The 17,817-nt window shown below is 60.1% G+C and carries 19 protein-coding genes; 10 read left to right on the top strand and 9 right to left on the bottom strand.

Translation table 11 applies throughout. From position 1 onward, the window contains the following. Positions 1 to 112: 112 nt before the first annotated feature. From LAB08_RS07265 to LAB08_RS07240, 6 genes are all read right to left on the bottom strand, one after another. Positions 113 to 1,531 (bottom strand): amino acid permease, encoded by a 1,419-nt coding sequence (locus LAB08_RS07265; protein ID WP_096512853.1) that lies wholly within the window; start codon positions 1,529 to 1,531, stop codon positions 113 to 115. Positions 1,532 to 2,313: 782 nt separating this feature from the next. Then, a complete protein-coding gene (gene rluB, locus LAB08_RS07260) occupies positions 2,314 to 3,546 on the bottom strand; it encodes a 23S rRNA pseudouridine(2605) synthase RluB (RefSeq protein WP_096512854.1) in 1,233 nt (410 codons plus the stop codon). 279 nt (positions 3,547 to 3,825) lie between these two features. Next, positions 3,826 to 4,815 (bottom strand): SMC-Scp complex subunit ScpB, encoded by a 990-nt coding sequence (gene scpB / locus LAB08_RS07255; RefSeq protein ID WP_096512855.1) that lies wholly within the window; start codon positions 4,813 to 4,815, stop codon positions 3,826 to 3,828. An 11-nt stretch (positions 4,816 to 4,826) separates the two neighbouring features. After that, entirely contained in the window at positions 4,827 to 5,645 is an 819-nt protein-coding gene (locus LAB08_RS07250) for a segregation and condensation protein A (protein ID WP_007984128.1), read from the bottom strand. Further along, positions 5,646 to 6,275 carry an L-threonylcarbamoyladenylate synthase gene (locus LAB08_RS07245; protein WP_096512856.1) on the bottom strand — a complete coding sequence of 210 codons (630 nt, stop codon included), beginning with the start codon at positions 6,273 to 6,275 and terminating at the stop codon, positions 5,646 to 5,648. It abuts the gene before it with no gap. Between the two features lie 13 nt (positions 6,276 to 6,288). Then, positions 6,289 to 7,152, bottom strand: coding sequence for a PHP domain-containing protein (locus LAB08_RS07240; protein ID WP_096512857.1), 864 nt, complete (start codon positions 7,150 to 7,152; stop codon positions 6,289 to 6,291). 87 nt (positions 7,153 to 7,239) lie between these two features. On the opposite strand from LAB08_RS07240, the gene LAB08_RS07235 reads away from it, so the two are divergent. The 6 genes from LAB08_RS07235 (at position 7,240) to LAB08_RS07210 (ending at position 11,550) form a co-directional block, all read left to right on the top strand. Then, complete coding sequence (locus LAB08_RS07235) at positions 7,240 to 7,836, top strand: septation protein A (protein WP_096512858.1); 597 nt, start codon at positions 7,240 to 7,242, stop codon at positions 7,834 to 7,836. 1 nt (position 7,837) lies between these two features. Further along, positions 7,838 to 8,137: a YciI family protein gene (locus LAB08_RS07230; RefSeq protein WP_096512859.1), complete on the top strand. Its 300-nt coding sequence runs from the start codon at positions 7,838 to 7,840 to the stop codon at positions 8,135 to 8,137. 122 nt (positions 8,138 to 8,259) lie between these two features. Further along, positions 8,260 to 8,673: an SH3 domain-containing protein gene (locus LAB08_RS07225; protein ID WP_096512860.1), complete on the top strand. Its 414-nt coding sequence runs from the start codon at positions 8,260 to 8,262 to the stop codon at positions 8,671 to 8,673. A 7-nt stretch (positions 8,674 to 8,680) separates the two neighbouring features. Beyond that, a complete protein-coding gene (locus LAB08_RS07220; RefSeq protein ID WP_096512861.1) occupies positions 8,681 to 9,358 on the top strand; it encodes a response regulator transcription factor in 678 nt (225 codons plus the stop codon). 222 nt (positions 9,359 to 9,580) lie between these two features. Beyond that, complete coding sequence (locus LAB08_RS07215; protein ID WP_096512862.1) at positions 9,581 to 10,030, top strand: Spy/CpxP family protein refolding chaperone; 450 nt, start codon at positions 9,581 to 9,583, stop codon at positions 10,028 to 10,030. Between the two features lie 176 nt (positions 10,031 to 10,206). Then, entirely contained in the window at positions 10,207 to 11,550 is a 1,344-nt protein-coding gene (locus LAB08_RS07210) for a sensor histidine kinase (RefSeq protein WP_096512863.1), read from the top strand. Positions 11,551 to 11,657: 107 nt separating this feature from the next. Here LAB08_RS07210 and LAB08_RS07205 read toward each other — a convergent pair whose 3' ends face one another. Next, a complete protein-coding gene (locus tag LAB08_RS07205; RefSeq protein ID WP_096512864.1) occupies positions 11,658 to 12,224 on the bottom strand; it encodes an NAD(P)H nitroreductase in 567 nt (188 codons plus the stop codon). 120 nt (positions 12,225 to 12,344) lie between these two features. Between LAB08_RS07205 and LAB08_RS07200 the strand changes: the two genes are divergently transcribed. Beyond that, a complete protein-coding gene (locus tag LAB08_RS07200) occupies positions 12,345 to 13,799 on the top strand; it encodes a TrkH family potassium uptake protein (RefSeq protein WP_096512865.1) in 1,455 nt (484 codons plus the stop codon). Here the strand turns inward: LAB08_RS07200 and LAB08_RS07195 are convergent. Next, positions 13,756 to 14,817: an AraC family transcriptional regulator gene (locus LAB08_RS07195; protein ID WP_217910642.1), complete on the bottom strand. Its 1,062-nt coding sequence runs from the start codon at positions 14,815 to 14,817 to the stop codon at positions 13,756 to 13,758. The two genes, LAB08_RS07200 and LAB08_RS07195, sit on opposite strands and share 44 nt — an antisense overlap. Positions 14,818 to 14,977: 160 nt before the next feature. Here LAB08_RS07195 and LAB08_RS07190 point away from each other — a divergent pair, with 160 nt between their 5' ends. Together LAB08_RS07190 and LAB08_RS07185 are read left to right on the top strand one after the other, a co-directional pair. Continuing rightward, positions 14,978 to 15,289 carry an Mpo1-like protein gene (locus LAB08_RS07190; protein WP_096512867.1) on the top strand — a complete coding sequence of 104 codons (312 nt, stop codon included), beginning with the start codon at positions 14,978 to 14,980 and terminating at the stop codon, positions 15,287 to 15,289. Between the two features lie 15 nt (positions 15,290 to 15,304). Beyond that, positions 15,305 to 15,895, top strand: coding sequence for an HD domain-containing protein (locus LAB08_RS07185; RefSeq protein ID WP_096512868.1), 591 nt, complete (start codon positions 15,305 to 15,307; stop codon positions 15,893 to 15,895). Between the two features lie 129 nt (positions 15,896 to 16,024). Here LAB08_RS07185 and LAB08_RS07180 read toward each other — a convergent pair whose 3' ends face one another. Continuing rightward, entirely contained in the window at positions 16,025 to 16,840 is an 816-nt protein-coding gene (locus LAB08_RS07180) for a UDP-2,3-diacylglucosamine diphosphatase (RefSeq protein ID WP_096512869.1), read from the bottom strand. A 146-nt stretch (positions 16,841 to 16,986) separates the two neighbouring features. Between LAB08_RS07180 and LAB08_RS07175 the strand changes: the two genes are divergently transcribed. After that, positions 16,987 to 17,745 carry a helix-turn-helix transcriptional regulator gene (locus LAB08_RS07175; RefSeq protein ID WP_096512870.1) on the top strand — a complete coding sequence of 253 codons (759 nt, stop codon included), beginning with the start codon at positions 16,987 to 16,989 and terminating at the stop codon, positions 17,743 to 17,745. The last annotated feature ends 72 nt before the right edge of the window (positions 17,746 to 17,817 follow it).

Here is a 17,817-nt window from a genome sequence, read left to right as displayed (position 1 = left end):
CCGCCTTCGCCAGCAAGCCGGCTCCTACAGATCAGATGTGCGCACCAAAGATCATAAAAAATGCCCGTATCTCGCGACACGGGCATTTTCTTTAGCCGGCCAGCCGATATTCCTATCGGGTGACGGAACCCACCACAGCAGCACCGGCATCACGGCGCTTGTTCTTGATGCCGTAGCAGACCCACATGAATACGACCCACACCGGAATCGCGTACACCGATGTCTGGATCCCCGGAATCAACAACATCACACCGAGAATGAACAACACGAACGCCAGGCAGATGTAGTTGCCGTACGGATACCACAAGGCCTTGAACAGCGGCGTTTGTTTGGTCTTGTTCATGTGCTGACGGAACTTGAAGTGCGAGTAGCTGATCATCGCCCAGTTGATCACCAGGGTGGCCACCACCAGCGACATCAACAGTTCCAGCGCGTTCTGCGGGATCAGGTAGTTCAGCAGCACCGCAATCAGCGTCACGGCAGCCGAAGCCAGGATCGAACGCACCGGCACGCCGCGCTTGTCGATCTTCGCCAAAGCCTTCGGTGCATCGCCCTGCTCGGCCATGCCCAATAGCATGCGGCTGTTGCAGTAGGTGCCGCTGTTGTACACCGACAGCGCCGCGGTCAGGACCACGAAGTTGAGGATGTGCGCGGCGGTGTTGCTGCCCAGCATAGAGAACACTTGCACGAATGGGCTACCGCTGTAGGAATCACCGGACGCGTTCAACGTGGTCAGCAGGCTATCCCAAGGTGTCAGCGACAGCAGGATGACCAGCGCGCCGATGTAGAAAATCAGGATCCGGTAGATCACCTGGTTAATCGCTTTCGGGATCACAGTTTTCGGCTTGTCGGCTTCGGCAGCAGTGAAACCGAGCATTTCCAGGCCACCGAAGGAAAACATGATGAACGCCATGGCCATCACCAGGCCGCTGATACCGTTCGGGAAGAAGCCCCCGTGGGACCACAGGTTACTGACCGCCGCTTGCGGGCCGCCATTGCCGCTGACCAGCAGGTAGCTGCCCAGGGCAATCATGCCGACGATCGCCACGACCTTGATGATCGCGAACCAGAACTCGGCCTCGCCAAAGACTTTGACGTTGGCCAGGTTGATGGCGTTGATCAGCACAAAGAACGCAGCCGCGGAGACCCAGGTCGGGATGTCCGGTGCCCAGTAGTGGATATATTTGCCGACCGCCGTCAGCTCCGACATGCCTACCAGAATGTACAGGATCCAGCAGTTCCATCCCGACAGGAAGCCGGCAAAACCGCCCCAGTACTTGTGCGCGAAATGGCTGAAGGAGCCGGCCACCGGATCTTCGACGATCATTTCGCCCAGTTGGCGCATGATCATGAAGGCGATGAAGCCGCAGATGGCGTAGCCGAGGATCATCGACGGGCCGGCGGATTTCAGTACCCCGGCCGAGCCGAGGAACAAACCGGTACCAATCGCGCCACCGAGGGCGATCAATTGAATGTGGCGATTTTTCAGGCCGCGTTTCAGCTCGCCCGAATGCGAGTTTTGTCCACTCATGAAAAGGGTCTCACGCAAGGTTTGATGATGTTCAGTAGACGTTGCTGCTTGGGAAAGGCGTTAAGCGGCACCGATCAAACCCCAGCGCAGGCACCAGGAGTTCAGCGTATTTACAACGGTCATGCGTCACCTGTTTGTTTTTATCTGTGACGAAATCGAACCCGACACGCTCGTGACGCGGCGGAGTGAACAAGGCGGATAGCCTTGAGGTTTGCGCAGATGCGCAGGAGGTCACAGGTAAAACGCGGCGCATTGTACACCGCTAACCCCCTGCTGCCAGACACCACTGGATCAGTGTGTTGGTTGCCGGGATTGCCTGTGTCCACCCCGAGAGGCTCGGGCGGCTGCAAAAAGGGGGTCAGGCCTTTGCGGACCTTTGAAGGGGACGGTTGAAAAACCGGCCCACGCTGAGAGCTGAAAACGGATTGCGGCGTTCATTGCGCCTCCTTTTTGTTCTTCACCTGCACGACAGGCATGGGGCGCATGACACCTTGCCTGGGGTGGGGAAACAAGCGGGATAGAGCGGTGAATAGAGATCGAAAGGGTTATGAAGCGGAAGAAATTTCTTACAGCTTCTGCGCGATGAAGATTTCACGGGGCCAATCGGCAGAATTCGTCAGGTTTTCTTTACGGATCGTAAAACTGTCTTTCCATCCTGAGCAATGCAGTGATCCTGCCCGCGAAAGCGAGCTGACAGACACAACATCAATTAAGCCAGACGAAAAAAAACGCCAACCCGAAGGCTGGCGTTTCTCACTTGCAGCTCAAAGCTTACCGCTGCTTCACTCCGGCTTGCGACGACCAAAACCCGGACGCTGACCGGAACCGGCCGGCGCACCGCGACGCTTGCCCGACGGCTTGTCACCGTCGACCAGCTTGATCCCCGGACGCTTCGGCGCCGGCTTGGCCGGGCGCTTGGTCTCGGCCGGACGATCCGCCACTGGTGTACCGCGACCTGCCGGAGCACCACGACCTTCGCCACGCTCGGTGCGACCGTTGGCCGGACGCGGAGTGCGTGGGCCGCGCTCACCGTCCTGGCGTGCAGCAGGCTTGCGACCTGGACGCTCGCCTTCGATCTGCGGCTCACGATTGACTCGCGGGCTGGTGGCCGGCTCGCCGGTGGCTGGACGCAGGGTGCGCACGCGGTCGGTCTTGGCCATTGGCCGCGACGATTTGCGCTGCATACGCTCAAGCTTGTCTTTGCTCTTGGCGGTCATTTGCGGCATGGCCACCGGGGTCAGGCCTACTTCAGCACTCAGGATGTCGACTTCGTACTGGCTCATTTCACGCCAGCGGCCCATCGGCAGGTCGGAGTTGAGGAACACCGGACCGAAACGCACGCGCTTCAGACGGCTGACCACCAGGCCCTGGGATTCCCACAGGCGACGAACCTCACGGTTACGGCCTTCCATCACCACGCAGTGATACCAGTGGTTGAAACCTTCGCCGCCGGGTGCCTGCTTGATGTCGGTGAACTTGGCCGGGCCGTCTTCGAGCACGACGCCCGCTTTCAGGCGCTCGATCATCTCGTCGTCCACTTCACCACGCACACGCACCGCGTATTCACGGTCCATTTCGTAGGATGGGTGCATCAGGCGGTTGGCCAACTCACCGTCGGTGGTGAACATCAGCAGACCGGTGGTGTTGATGTCCAGGCGACCGATGTTGATCCAGCGACCTTCTTTCGGGCGCGGCATCTTGTCGAACACGGTTGGACGACCTTCCGGGTCGACACGGGTGCAGATTTCGCCATCGGGCTTGTTGTACATGATCACGCGGCGTACCGACTCGGCGGCTTCTTCGCGCTTGATCACCTTGCCATCGATGGTGATGGCGTCATGCATATCGACGCGCTGCCCGAGGGTGGCGTCTTTGCCGTTGACCTTGATACGGCCGTGGCTGATCCAGGCCTCCACGTCACGGCGCGAGCCGACGCCGATACGGGCGAGGACTTTCTGCAGTTTCTCGCCTGCTGGGCCAATTGGCTGGTCGTCTTTCTGGTCGTTGATACTCATCTGGGCACCTCCCGGTGTGGTCTGAAAACTGTGTACTTGGGCGAAGGGATCGCCGAAGGGTCGCGAATCATACGCGCATGAGGGCGTTTGCGCATCAGAGACTAGCTGATCAATGCAAGGTTACTGGCTTTTCCGCCGACCGGTGGTGCGCATATGAATCAACCTGAGCAAAACAAAACCCTGTGGGAGCGAGCCTGCTCGCGATGACGGCAGCACATTCAACTTCTAAGTGACTGACGGTCCGCTATCGCGAGCAGGCTCACTCCCACATAAGATGGGTCAATCGTCAAATTGGCGGCGTTCGGCCTCGATGGCTTCGGCCAAGGCCAATGCTTCCGCTTCTTCATCACTAAGCTCAGGCTTCGGCTGCTCAAGGGCAGCAACAGCGGCCAGCAGTTTTTCGCGAGCGGCGGCAACGCCCAGAATGTCCTCTTCCTGCTCAGGCTCGCTTTCTGGTTCGGGCTCGTCTTCAGGTTCAGGCACTAATCCGACCTGGACGCCATCGGTTTCCGGCGGTATATCAGCGAATTCAGGATCAGCCTCTTTCACCTCACCATCACGCAACAAATCATCGAAATCCGTCTTGATCCCCTCCTCCATGCTATCCAGCTCCAGCAACAGCGTGTGGAAACTGGTTTCCTCCTTGGGCTCTTCCGGTTCGGCGCTGGCATCGGCCAGTTCCTGCAACGAAGCAGGTACGGGTGCGTCGTCGAAGTCGAGCACCGGATCAGGTTCCAGCTCCCGTAATTCCGCCAATGGCGGCAAGTCGTCGAGGTTTTTCAGGTTGAAGTGATCGAGAAACGCCTTGGTCGTGGCGAACATCGCCGGTTTTCCCGGTACGTCGCGGTAACCGACGATGCGAATCCACTCGCGCTCCATCAGCGTCTTGACAATCTGGCTGTTGACCGCCACGCCCCGCACGTCTTCGATCTCCCCCCGGGTGATTGGCTGACGATAGGCAATCAGGGCAATGGTTTCGAGCATAGCCCGGGAGTAACGCTGCGGACGCTCTTCCCACAAACGACCGACCCATGGCGAAAACTTTTCGCGGATTTGCAGGCGATAGCCGGAGGCGACTTCCTTCAACTCGAATGCGCGCCCCTCGCAGGACTTGCCCAAAATGGTCAGGGCTTTCTTGAAAACCGCCGGCTCAGGCCGCTCGGCTTCTTCGAAGAGTTCGAACAGGCGCTCCAGGGATTGCGGTTTTCCCGAGGCCAACAGAAAGGCTTCAAGCAGTGGCGCCAGCTCGCGGGGTTCACTCAGGTTCATGATTCAACTCGTTATTCGGCTCGGGCTCGCACGTGGATCGCTGCGAACGGCTCATTCTGCACCAGCTCGACCAAGGATTCCTTGACCAGCTCGAGGATTGCCATAAAGGTCACTACCACGCCCAGCCGCCCTTCTTCAGCGGTGAACAGCTCGACAAACGGCACAAAACCGCCGCCCTTGAGCCGTTCCAGCACGTCGCTCATGCGTTCGCGGGTGGACAGCGCCTCGCGGCTGACCTGGTGGCTTTCGAACATGTCGCCACGGCGCAACACCTCGGCCATGGACAGCAACAGCTCTGACAGACGCACGTCCGGCAACAGCTTGCGCGCCCGGGCTTCCGGTGCGTCGAGCTTGGGCACCACCACATCACGACCGACGCGGCTCAAGCCATCGATGCCTTCGGCGGCAGCCTTGAAACGCTCGTACTCCTGCAAGCGGCGGATCAGTTCGGCGCGCGGGTCTTCTTCCTCGTCCTCGACGGTTTCCGCCCGGGGCAGCAGCATCCGCGACTTGATTTCGGCCAGCATCGCGGCCATCACCAGGTACTCGGCGGCCAGCTCCAGGCGCACCGACTGCATCAACTCGACATAGCCCATGTATTGGCGGGTGATTTCCGCCACCGGGATGTCGAGAATGTTGATGTTCTGCTTGCGGATCAGGTACAGCAGCAGGTCGAGCGGGCCTTCGAAGGCTTCGAGAAAGACTTCCAGCGCATCCGGCGGAATGTACAGGTCCAGCGGCATTTCCATGACCGCCTGGCCATAGACCATGGCGAAGGGCAGCTCTTGCTGGGCTCCGGCCTGACTGTCGACGGGTTCTACTGCGGACATCTAGGCCTCGGCCATGAACGGCGCAGGGTCGCCGCAACCGACGCGGATCACTTCCGGCTCGCCGTCGGCGAGGCTGATCACGGTGGAGGCCTTGATGCCGCCAAAACCGCCATCGATGATCAGGTCGACCTGATGCTCGAGCAACTGGCGCATTTCGTAAGGATCGGTCATGGGGTCGGTTTCACCGGGCATGATCAGGGTCACGCTCATCAGCGGCTCACCCAGCTCGGCGAGCAGCGCCAACGCGATCGGATGGCTCGGCACCCGCAGGCCGATGGTGCGCTTTTTCGGGTGCAACAGCAGCCGCGGGACTTCGCGTGTGGCGTTGAGAATGAAGGTGTAAGGCCCCGGCAAATGGGCCTTGAGAATGCGAAAGGTCCCGGTGTCGATCTTGGCAAACAGGCCCAGTTGCGACAGATCGCTGCAGATCAGCGCGAAGTTGTGCTTTTCATCCAGCTGACGCAGGCGCCGAACGCGCTCCACGGCGACCTTGTCGCCGATCTGGCAACCGATTGCGTAGGAGGAGTCTGTGGGATAAATCACCACCCCGCCGTTGCGGATGATCTCGACAGCCTGTTTGATCAGGCGCGCTTGCGGGTTTTCCGGATGAATCTGGAAAAATTGACTCACATTCTCTACCTGTTCAGACGACGGCAATAGTTGGGTCATGTTTGAACCGACACCACAGTGGTGGCAGATCCTCCGGGAGCGGGCGGTATTCACCGATCTCGGACCAGCCTCCAGGGCCATGAAAGTCACTGCCGGCGCTGACCAGCAGACCGAATTCGCGGGCCAGAATGGCCAGGCTGCCCACTTGCTCGGCAGGCTGATGGCCATTGACCACCTCGATCGCGTGGCCCCCTGCTTGAATATAGTCGGCAATCAGGCGGCGACGCTTGCTGCGGGTGAAATCATAGTGCCAGGGGTGCGCCAGACTGACCCAGGCCTTGGCCGCGCGCAGGGTTTCGACCGTTTCTTCCAGGGTCGGCCAGTGTTGCTTGACGTCCCCCAGCTTGCCGGCACCCAACCATTTGCGAAACGCTTCGGCGCGATCCTTGACGAAACCCTCGCGCACCATCCAGTCGGCAAAGTGCGGCCGGGCTGGCGCATTGCCGCTATCCCCCAGCTCCTGCTGGATTTCCCGGGCACCGTCCAGTGCGCCGGGCATGCCCTTGAGCGCCAGCTTGCGACTTATTTCTTCGGACCGTAGCCAGCGGCCGTCGTGCAATTTGGCAATGGCCTCGACCAATGGTGCGGCATTGACGTCGAAACCGTAGCCGAGCACATGTATGGTCGCGCCGCCCCAGGTACAGGACAATTCGACGCCATTGACCAGTTGCATCCCCAGCGAATCCGCCGCGTGGCGCGCCTCGTCGAGGCCCTCCAGGGTGTCGTGATCGGTCAAGGCCAGGACTCGCACGCCTTTCTCGAACGCACGCGCAACCAGAACCTTAGGCGCCAGGGCGCCATCGGAGGCCGTGCTATGGCAGTGCAAATCAACATTCACAGGGCTTTGTAACCTCAAATCAGCTGGCGCTATCGCGCGCCCATATGTTTGTTATTATGCCGCCACATCCTGCTTCTGGCTGCCACTGTGAAACAATTCATCGATTTCATCCCGCTCCTGCTGTTTTTCATCGTCTTCAAGATCGATCCACGGGTCGTCGACATTGCCGGCCACGAGGTAACTGTAGGTGGTATTTACAGCGCCACCGCGATGCTGATCATCAGTTCGCTGGTGGTCTACGGCACGCTGTTCATCAAACAGCGCAAGCTGGAGAAGAGCCAGTGGCTGACGCTCATCGCCTGCCTGGTCTTCGGTAGCCTGACCCTGGCCTTCCACAGCGAGACCTTCCTTAAATGGAAAGCCCCGGTGGTCAACTGGCTGTTTGCCCTTGCCTTCATCGGCAGCCACTTCATCGGGGACCAGTTGCTGATCAAACGCATCATGGGCCACGCGCTGACACTGCCGGATGTGATCTGGGCCCGCCTGAACATCGCCTGGATCGTCTTTTTCCTGTTTTGCGGGGCCGCCAACCTGTTCGTCGCGTTCACCTTCCAGAGCTACTGGGTCGACTTCAAGGTCTTCGGCAGCCTGGGCATGACGTTGCTGTTCCTGGTCGGCCAGGGCATCTACCTGTCCCGCCACCTGCATGACGCCGATACCACATCGCCTAAAACCGAGGACTGACATGCTTTACGCAATCATTGCCACAGACGTCGCCAACTCCCTGGAAGCCCGCCTGGCCGCACGGCCTGCACACCTTGAGCGCCTGCAGGTGCTCAAGGGCGAAGGTCGCATTGTACTGGCCGGTCCGCACCCGGCGGTCGACAGTAATGATCCGGGCGCAGCGGGCTTCACCGGCAGCCTGATTGTCGCCGAGTTCGACTCCCTGAGCGCCGCCCAGGCCTGGGCCGATGCCGACCCGTACATCGCTGCCGGCGTCTACGCCAACGTTGTGGTCAAGCCGTTCAAGCAAGTCCTGCCATAATTTTCTTCTCGCAATGCCCCCACGCGGTGAACCTTGTCGGTTCATCGCGCTCTCAATCGCTCATTATTCTCGTTTGCCGGCCGACAACCTGCCCAATACTCGTATTGGAACCAGGAGTCGCGATGCGCATAGGTCCGTTGTGTCTGATGTTGGTCACGTTGTCGATCGTGGCCCCCGCCCACGGTGAAGAAAATGCTCAGGGCGCAAACTCTACGCCGCTGTCCTTGAGCGCCGGTAGCCAGATCAACGAGTTGCAGCAGCGCTTGAAAGAAAGCGAGCGGCAACGGGAAGAGTTGAGCAAACAATTGCAAAATACCGATGGTGAACGCGAGAGCGCCCAATTGGCCCGGCTGCGTCAGGAGAACCAGCGTTTGAAGCTGCAACTCAGGGAAACCCAGGCCGGCAGTTCGACTCCACGCTTGCTGACCGATCAGCAACAGTGGTTCGTCATCGGCGCCGGAGTTGCGCTATTGGCCCTGCTCTGCGGTATCTTCGCCAGTGGCGCAAGTCGAAAACGTCGACAATGGCTAAATTGAGTGAGTCATGAGCGAGTTGTTACTGATTGATGATGACCAGGAGCTGTGTGAGCTTCTGAGCAGTTGGCTGAGCCAGGAGGGCTTTCAGGTGCGTGCCTGTCACGATGGCCAGAGTGCCCGTCGTGCGCTGGCTGAGTCCTCCCCGGCAGCCGTGGTGCTGGATGTGATGTTGCCGGACGGCAGCGGCCTGGAACTGCTCAAGCAGTTGCGCAGTGATCATCCGGACCTGCCGGTGCTGATGCTTTCGGCGCGCGGCGAACCACTGGACCGCATCCTCGGCCTGGAACTGGGTGCCGACGATTACCTGGCCAAGCCCTGCGACCCCCGGGAACTGACTGCCCGCCTGCGCGCCGTGTTGCGCCGCAGTCATCCGGCGGCGACATCCAGCCAGATGGAACTGGGCGACCTGTGTTTCAGCCCGGTACGCGGCGTGGTCAGCATCGATGAACAGGAATTCTCCCTCACCGTTTCCGAAAGCCGGTTGCTGGAAGCCCTGCTCAAGCAACCTGGCGAGCCACTGGACAAACAGGAACTGGCGCAAATAGCGCTCGGCCGCAAGCTGACGCTGTACGACCGCAGCCTCGACATGCACGTGAGCAACCTGCGCAAGAAAATCGGCCCGCATCCCGATGGCCGTCCGCGCATCGTGGCCCTGCGCAGCCGCGGCTACTACTACAGCCTCTAACCTCCTGTAGGCGCTGACTTGCCAGCGAAAGCGGTGCGACAGACATACCGCGTCGCCATTTTCGCCAGCAAGCCGGCTCCTGCAAGGCCTGACCAGGGGTTTGTCAGGAAGGCACAAATTCATCTTTACCCAAGCTTTACGCTCCGCTGACCGCCGCTGACCTTGATCTCCGTAATCTGTACTCATCCGGAACGTACCGGGAATGAGACAAGGAGATTCACCATGCGCAAGACTCTTATCGCTCTGATGTTCGCCGCCGCCCTGCCGACCGTTGCCATGGCCATGCCTGAAGGCTCTGGCCCCATGGGTGGCCCGATGGACGGCTCGCACCACGGCGGTCAGATGCACGGCATGCACGGCAAAGGCCCGTACAGCCAGCTGGACCTGAGCCGCGAACAACGCGAGCAGATCCGTAAAATCATGGGCGAGCAGATGCATGAGCGTAAGCAAGTGGTCGAAAAATACCTGGAGAAACTTTCGCCAGCCGACCAGAAAGCGATGAAAGACGAAATGGCCGCCAACCATAAAAAAGCCGAAGCCGACGTGCGTGCCCTGCTGAAACCGGATCAACAGAAGAAATTCGACGAGATCCAGAAAAAACAGGCTGAGCGTCGCGCTGAATGGGCGGAGTTCAAGGCTTGGAAAGCGCAACAGGCGCAAAAAGCGCAATAATGCGATAACCCCCCAGCCCAGCGGCTGAACACCGTTGGGTCTGAAACTTTTGATCTAATGTGGGAGCGAGCCTGCTCGCGAAGGCGGTATGTCAGGCAGCAGTGATGTCGTCTGTCACGCCCTCTTCGCGAGCAGGCTCGCTCCCACATGGATTTGTGTTTGCTTGAGGATTTTCTGTGCGCTCATTGTTCTGGCGTATCCTGGCCAGTTTCTGGCTGGCCATCGCTCTGGTTGCAGGCCTGTCCATTTTGCTCGGCCACATGCTCAACCAGGATGCGTGGATTCTCAGTCGCCACCCAGGCCTCAACACCTTGGCCGAGCAATGGACGCAAACCTACGAATCCGAAGGTGAAGAAGCAGCCCAGGACATTCTGGAGCAGCGCAAACGCCAATATCACATCGACGTTCAGGTACTCAACGAGAGTGGCGACCCGGTGGTACACGGCACCTTTCCGCGACGCGCGGCGGCTTTCGAAGCGCGCCAGAACAATGATGACCGGCGCCTGCCATGGCGTCGCCTGACCGTTGAATACACCAGTGAAAAGACCGGCGACACCTACCTGCTGATCTATCGCATCCCCCACCCGGAACTCGATGCCTGGCATCGCGAAAGCCTGCTCTGGCCACTGAGTGCACTGGGCATTGCGCTGGTGGTGCTGACCCTGTTCAGCTTGCTGGTGACCTTTTCCATCACCCGCCCTCTCAGCCGCTTGCGCGGTGCAGTGCATGATCTGGGGCAAACCACTTACCAACAGAACAGCCTGGTCAAACTGGCCAATCGTCGAGACGAATTCGGCGTGCTGGCCAACGATTTCAACCGCATGGGCGCGCGCCTGCAGAGCCTGATCGGCAGCCAGCGACAACTGTTGCGGGACGTCTCCCACGAACTGCGCTCGCCCCTTGCCCGCCTGCGTATTGCGCTGGCCCTGGCGGAACGGGCCACGCCGGAAGAACGGCAAAAACTCTGGCCGCGCCTTACCCGGGAGTGTGACCGGCTTGAAGCACTGATCAGTGAAATCCTGGTACTGGCGCGGGTCGATGCCGACAACGCCAGCGCCGAAGAGGTAGACCTGAACGCGCTGCTCACGACGCTGCAACGGGATGCACAGCTGGGATCACCGGAGCAGAACGTTCGACTTGAGGCCGAGCCGCAACTGAACCTCAGGGGGTGGCCGACCATGATCGAGCGCGCCGTGGATAATCTGCTGCGCAATGCCCAGCGCTTCAATCCGGTGGGCGGGCAACCGATTGAAATGCAGGCGCTGCGCCAAGGCGAGCGGATTGTAGTGACCGTACGCGACCATGGTCCGGGCGTTGATACTGAACATTTGAATCAGCTCGGCGAGCCGTTCTACCGGGCCCCAGGGCAGACCGCGGCTGGACACGGCCTGGGGCTGGCCATTGCCCGCCGCGCGGCGGAGCGGCACGGCGGGAGTCTGGTGCTGGCCAATCATCCGGAGGGCGGATTCATTGCCAGCCTGGAATTGCCGTTGGTACCAGGGGCGGTCGTCCAACCCTGAAACCTTGTAGGAGCGAGCTTGCTCGCGAAAGCAGTGTGTCAGAAGAAGAAAGATTGACTGACACTCCGCCTTCGCGAGCAGGCTCGCTCCCACAGGAATCGGTGGGGTCAGGCCTTGCCCGGCCAGGCGCTGACGAACTCAGCCAGATCCACCTTCTCTGCCACGCGCGGCTCCTTCAGCGGTGTGCCAAGGTACAGAAACGCAATCACCTCTTCCCCCTCGGCCAGTCCCAGCCCTTTGGCCACATGCGGCGAATAGGCCAGGTCACCGGTACGCCACACTGCGCCAATGCCTTGTGCATAGGCCGCCAGCAAGATGCCGTGTGCCGCACATCCAGCCGCCAGCAACTGCTCGGATTTCGGATATTTGACGTGATCCTGCAACCGGGCAATCACCACGACCACCAAAGGCGCGCGCAGTGGGCCGTTGCGCGCCTTGTCGATGGCCGCTTCAGTGACTTCGCCGTCCTGCAGCTTCGCCGCTTCGGCCAACAACTCGCCCATTTGCTCGCGCGCTGCGCCTTCGACCGTCAGAAAACGCCACGGCTGTAAATGACCGTGATCCGGTGCACGCATGGCAGCGCCAAACAGCACTTCGCGCTGTTCTTGGGTAGGTGCCGGCTCGACCAGGCGCGGAACGGAAACACGGTTGAGCAAAACGTCGAGAGCCTGCATCGGCCACCTCCTGAAAAAAATGTGCGGCTATTCTAGCTGCAAGTACTACCGGAGTGCCGGTTTACATGCCCTGCCCCGCAGGTAGAATGGCGCCTTTCTTATTTCAGCCGAGCGGATTTCATGGCGTTGCCGACCCTGCGTCTCATTGGTTTCATCATCGGCATCTTCCTGATAACCCTGGCCATCGCCATGGTCGTGCCCATGGCCACGCTGGTGATCTTCGATCGCACCGGCGACCTGCCGTCGTTTCTCTGGGCCAGTATGATCACCTTTGTCGCCGGCCTGGCCCTGATCATTCCGGGACGCCCCGAGCATATCCATTTGCGGCCACGGGACATGTACCTGCTGACCGTCAGCAGCTGGCTGGTGGTGTGCATCTTCGCCGCGCTGCCATTTTTGTTGACCCAACACATCAGCTACACCGACTCGTTCTTCGAAAGCATGTCCGGCATCACCGCCACGGGTTCGACCGTGCTGAACCACCTCGATGACATGTCTCCCGGCATCCTGATGTGGCGCTCGTTGCTGCACTGGATCGGCGGCATCGGCTTCATCGGCATGGCGGTGGCGATCCTGCCGCTGCTGCGCATTGGTGGCATGCGGCTGTTTCAGACCGAGTCGTCGGACCGTTCCGAAAAAGTCATGCCCCGTTCGCACATGGTGGCGCGGCTGATCGTGGCGGCCTACGTCGGCATCACCATCCTCGGCAGCCTGGCGTTCTGGTGGGCAGGGATGAGTCCGTTCGATGCGATCAACCATGCGATGTCAGCGATTTCAACCGGTGGGTTTTCCACCTCGGACCAGTCCCTGGCCAAGTGGACGCAACCGGCCGTGCACTGGGTGGCCGTTGTCATCATGATTCTCGGCAGCCTGCCGTTCACCCTGTACGTGGCGACCCTGCGCGGCAACCGCCGGGCGCTGATCAAGGATGAGCAGGTTCAAGGCCTGCTCGGCATGTTGCTGGTGACCTGGCTGGTCCTCGGCACCTGGTACTGGTGGACCACCCAACTGCATTGGCTGGACGCGCTGCGGCATGTGGCGCTGAACGTGACATCGGTGGTGACCACGACCGGTTTTGCCCTGGGGGACTACAGCCTGTGGGGCAATTTCTCGCTGATGCTGTTCTTCTATCTGGGCTTCGTAGGCGGCTGTTCAGGCTCGACTGCGGGCGGGATCAAGATCTTTCGCTTCCAGGTGGCCTATATCCTGCTCAAGGCCAACCTTAACCAGTTGATTCACCCCCGTGCGGTGATCAAGCAGAAGTACAACGGTCATCGCCTCGATGAAGAGATTGTGCGTTCGATCCTGACTTTTTCGTTCTTCTTCGCCATCACCATCTGTGTGATCGCGCTGCTGTTGTCGCTGCTCGGCGTGGACTGGATGACCGCCCTTACCGGCGCGGCCAGCACCGTATCCGGTGTCGGCCCCGGCCTGGGTGAAACCATTGGCCCGGCCGGCAACTTCGCCTCGCTGCCGGACGCCGCCAAGTGGATTCTTTCGTTCGGCATGCTGCTGGGCCGACTGGAGATCATTACGGTGTTTGTGCTGTGTATACCGGCGTTCTGGCGTCACTGACCGGCACAGGCACTTGCACCAGCCGCGAACGGTACTCACCGGGCGTGGTGTCGAACCAGCGACGGAAGGCGCGGAAGAAGTTGCTCGGATCGGCAAACCCCAGCAGGTAAGCAATCTCCAACAGGGTCATGGTCGGTTGCGCCAGGTACTGCTCGGCCAGCTCTCGCCGGGTGTCGTCGAGTAACGTCTGGAAACTCGTGCCCTCTTCCTGCAAGCGTCGCTGCAACGTGCGTTGGGACAGGTGCAGCGTCTGCGCCACGGCATCGCGTTTGGGTTCGCCCTGGGGCAACAAACGGCACAGCACCTGGCGTGCCTTGTGGGTCACACGACTCTCGGAAAACCGCGCCAGGTACTCGCCGGCGAACCGGTCATGCAGCAGCGCCATGGCCTCGTTGGCGGTCGGTAGCGGTGCTTCCATGTCGGCGCGTTCGAAAATCAACGCATCGTAAGGCGCGTTGAACACCAACGGCGCATGGAAGGCTTGTTTGTAGGGTTCGAGATTGACGGGTTGGTCGCCCTGCACCAACACCTTGCGCGGTTGCAGCGTGCGTCCGGTCAGCCAGCCGCACAGCGCCAGGGCGCAGGCCAGTGAAGCTTCGGCGCTTTGCCGGGTCGGCGGCAGATGATCGCCGTGCACCGTCAGAATCAGCCCGTAGCCCTCATCCAGCAGCCGGAAACTCAGGTCGGCGCTTTCGGCAATGATCCGCTGATAACGCACCAGGCGCTGAAAGCCCTCGGCCAGGGTCTGGCTGGACATCAATGCGTAACCCGCCACATGAAACTGCGCCGGTCGCACCACCTTGCCCATGTTCAGGCCAATCGCCGGGTTGCCGGACAGCTCGACCGCACGTTGCCACAGTCGTGTCATGGAATCTTGCGGGAAGCGTGCATCCGGATCATCCAGTGCCGCGTAGTCGAGCCCCAGTTGTTTGAACAGAACCCGGCAATCCAGGCCGTCCATTTCCAGTGCCTTGACAATCCCCATCGCCCAGCTTGCAGAAGTCGTTCGTTCGCTCATGTCGGGTTCTTACATGATGAGCCGCCAATCACGGCCAATTTCCGAAGGATACTAAAGTGGCGCCGATTGTCACTGGCTGCCGCCAATGATCACTCTAGACTTAAATAAGCTACCCGCCGAACAACTTGCAGTCAGAACAATAACCACAGAGATCGCAGTCGTGGAAAACATCAGACGGTTCAACAGCTTCGCCGAGTTCTACCCGTATTACCTCAGCGAACACAGCAACAGTACCTGCCGCCGATTACACTTCATCGGCACCACACTGGTCATTTTCATTTTGGCGCTGACCATTGGCCGAGGCGCCTGGATGCTGTTGTGGGCCTTGCCGCTGGCGGGTTACAGCTTCGCCTGGGTCGGGCATTTCTTCTTTGAAAAGAACCGTCCTGCGACCTTCCAGCATCCCTTCTACAGCCTGCTTGGCGATTTCGTCATGTATCGGGACATGATTCTGGGACGCGTATCGTTCTAGACAAGAGGATTGCCGATGAATGCCAACGCCCGTTTCACCCACATGAAAGATGGCACACAGGAAGACTGGGCGATCATCGCCGCGGATTTCAGTGCCTATGCCCGGCAATTGCCGACCCGGATCGTGGCGCACCTGAAGCTGCTGGAAGGTGATTTCGGTGGATTTCCGGTGGATCGCCTGACCCACTCCCTGCAAACCGCCACCCGCGCCTGGCGTGATGGCCGCGATGAAGAATATGTCATCTGCGCCCTGCTCCATGATATCGGCGACACCCTGGGCTCCTACAATCACCCGGACATCGCGGCGGCGATTCTCAAGCCGTTCGTCAGCGCCGAGAATTTGTGGATGGTGGAAAAGCACGGGATCTTCCAGGGCTACTATTTTTTCCATCACCTGGGCATGGACCGGCACTTGCGCGAGCAATTCAAAGGTCATCCGCAGTATCAGGCGACCATCGAGTTCTGCGCGAAATACGATGCGGCGGCGTTCGACCCGGCGTATGACACGCTGCCGCTGAGCTTTTTTGAACCGATGATGGAACGGTTGTTTGCCCAGCCGAAGAATTCGATCTACAAGGCGGCGATGGAAGAGCGCGCGCCAGCCTGATAGATCCAGTGGGACCGCTTCGCGGTCCATCGCGAGCAGGCTCGCTCCCACAGGGGGATCTGCGGTGCATCGCAAATCATTGTGGGAGCGAGCCTGCTCGCGAAGAGGCCCGTCCATACACCGCGACTTTCAAGCCAACTCTGCGACCTTCGCCGCCTTCAACTGCGCCTCGCGCGCCTGAGCATCGGCCAATCGATACAGCTCGATCGTGCCATCCCAATGCTCGATCAGCGCCGTGCACGATTCCACCCAATCGCCGCAATTGAGGTAATCGACCCCACCCACTTTGCGAATCTCTGCATGGTGAATGTGCCCGCACACCACGCCATGCAGTTCGCGCTTGACGCATTCATGGGCAATGGCCTCTTCAAAGTCGCTGATGAAGCTGACCGCGGTTTTCACCTTGTGCTTGAGGTACGCCGACAGCGACCAGTAGCCGTAGCCATAACGGGCGCGCCAATGGTTGAGCCAGCGATTGAGGGTCAGGGTGAATTCGTAGGCTGAATCACCGAGAAATGCCAGCCAGCGGTGGTAGCGGGTAATCACGTCGAACTGATCGCCGTGGATCACCAGCAGATGCCGGCCATCGGCGGTGACGTGCACTGCTTCGTCCACCAACTGGATGTTGCCCAGGATCAGCTTGGAATAGCGGCGCAGGAATTCGTCGTGGTTACCCGTGACGTAAATCACCTCGGTGCCGCGCTTGCTCATGGTCAACAGGCGCCGGATCACATTGGTGTGAGCCTGCGGCCAGTACATGCCGCCGCGCAGTTTCCAGCCGTCGATGATGTCGCCGACCAGATAGATTTTATCCGCGTGATAACCCTTAAGAAATTGCGACAAGTGCTCCGCCTGGCAATCGCGCGTGCCCAAATGCACGTCGGATATCCACAAGGTCCGCACACGTTGCTTACGACTGGGTTTGGCGAGCTCGGCGCTGGTCATGGATAACCCTCAAGACTGGTTTTGGCAAGCTTGCGCCAGCCGGGTTAATTGCCCATGACAGCGACAAGTCAGTCCTGTGACAACGCGAGCCCGCCGGGTCGGTGTAGACTGCCTCCTGACTCATCAAACCTGCCATGAGACCCGCGATGAGACCGATCCTCACACTTCGCCAGTACACCGAAGACCTGATCGTCCACAGCCACGAGCACGCCCAACTGGTGTTCGGGCTGTCGGGTGCGCTGGATTTCGAAGTCGACGGACGTGGCAGCCAGGTGGTTCAACAGAGTTTCGTGGTGGTTCCTTCGGGCTTTCATCATGCGTGCGGCAGCACCAATGGCAGTCGTTGCCTGGTGCTGGATGTACCCGATGATCAATGGCTTTGCCGGTCCTTGGGCGATCATGCCGAGGCCAGTCGCCGCCTGCTCGACAACGCCGGCCGATTATCACTGGATGCCGGGCAAAGCCAATTGGTCAATTGGCTGGCCAACAGCCCGGTCGATGACCCGGTGATTGCGCAACAAGGCGCGGTGCTGTTGCTGGCCAGCCTCAACAACGCCAGGCCCGACAGTGTGGGTGGTCGGCGCCTGCCCTATGCTGCGCTGAATGCACACATCGACCAATACGCCGCCTACCCGCTGCAAGTCGCCGATCTGGCCCGCGTCGCCGGTCTCTCCAGCGCTCGCTTGCATGCGCGGTTCGTGGCCGAATGCGGGCAGACGCCAATGGATTACATCCGCAGCCGACGCCTGCACAAGGCCGTGGCCTTGCTGCGTGATTCTGCTCTGCCCATCGGCGAGATCGCCTCTCGCGTCGGTTACAGCTCCCAGAGTGCCTTTGCCGCCGCGGTGCTGCGTGAGTTCGGTGCATCGCCCGGCAAGTTGCGGCGCGAGGCTGGCGACAAATAACGCGAGTCTGGCGACAGACACAACGGCAACGGGCGCGGTTAAATGGCCGGGTTCATTACGTTTACCAAGGAT

Origin of the sequence: Pseudomonas izuensis (assembly GCF_002356535.2) — a bacterium.
Classification (GTDB): Bacteria; Pseudomonadota; Gammaproteobacteria; order Pseudomonadales; family Pseudomonadaceae; genus Aquipseudomonas; species Aquipseudomonas izuensis.
The sequence above is the reverse complement of the archived record's forward strand: the minus strand, read 5'-3'. Positions and strand labels throughout refer to the sequence as shown.

Bases quoted from the DNA above. Each gene is read 5' to 3' on its own strand.
- LAB08_RS07195 (WP_217910642.1), bottom strand. From the start codon at position 14,817: ATGAGCGAACGAACGACTTCTGCAAGCTGGGCGATGGGGATTGTCAAG.
- LAB08_RS07185 (WP_096512868.1), top strand. From the start codon at position 15,305: ATGAATGCCAACGCCCGTTTCACCCACATGAAAGATGGCACACAGGAA.
- rluB (WP_096512854.1), bottom strand. From the start codon at position 3,546: ATGAGTATCAACGACCAGAAAGACGACCAGCCAATTGGCCCAGCAGGC.
- LAB08_RS07230 (WP_096512859.1), top strand. From the start codon at position 7,838: ATGCTTTACGCAATCATTGCCACAGACGTCGCCAACTCCCTGGAAGCC.
- LAB08_RS07205 (WP_096512864.1), bottom strand. From the start codon at position 12,224: ATGCAGGCTCTCGACGTTTTGCTCAACCGTGTTTCCGTTCCGCGCCTG.
- LAB08_RS07215 (WP_096512862.1), top strand. From the start codon at position 9,581: ATGCGCAAGACTCTTATCGCTCTGATGTTCGCCGCCGCCCTGCCGACC.
- LAB08_RS07200 (WP_096512865.1), top strand. From the start codon at position 12,345: ATGGCGTTGCCGACCCTGCGTCTCATTGGTTTCATCATCGGCATCTTC.
- LAB08_RS07250 (WP_007984128.1), bottom strand. From the start codon at position 5,645: ATGTCCGCAGTAGAACCCGTCGACAGTCAGGCCGGAGCCCAGCAAGAG.
- LAB08_RS07180 (WP_096512869.1), bottom strand. From the start codon at position 16,840: ATGACCAGCGCCGAGCTCGCCAAACCCAGTCGTAAGCAACGTGTGCGG.
- LAB08_RS07175 (WP_096512870.1), top strand. From the start codon at position 16,987: ATGAGACCGATCCTCACACTTCGCCAGTACACCGAAGACCTGATCGTC.
- LAB08_RS07220 (WP_096512861.1), top strand. From the start codon at position 8,681: ATGAGCGAGTTGTTACTGATTGATGATGACCAGGAGCTGTGTGAGCTT.
- scpB (WP_096512855.1), bottom strand. From the start codon at position 4,815: ATGAACCTGAGTGAACCCCGCGAGCTGGCGCCACTGCTTGAAGCCTTT.
- LAB08_RS07225 (WP_096512860.1), top strand. From the start codon at position 8,260: ATGCGCATAGGTCCGTTGTGTCTGATGTTGGTCACGTTGTCGATCGTG.
- LAB08_RS07265 (WP_096512853.1), bottom strand. From the start codon at position 1,531: ATGAGTGGACAAAACTCGCATTCGGGCGAGCTGAAACGCGGCCTGAAA.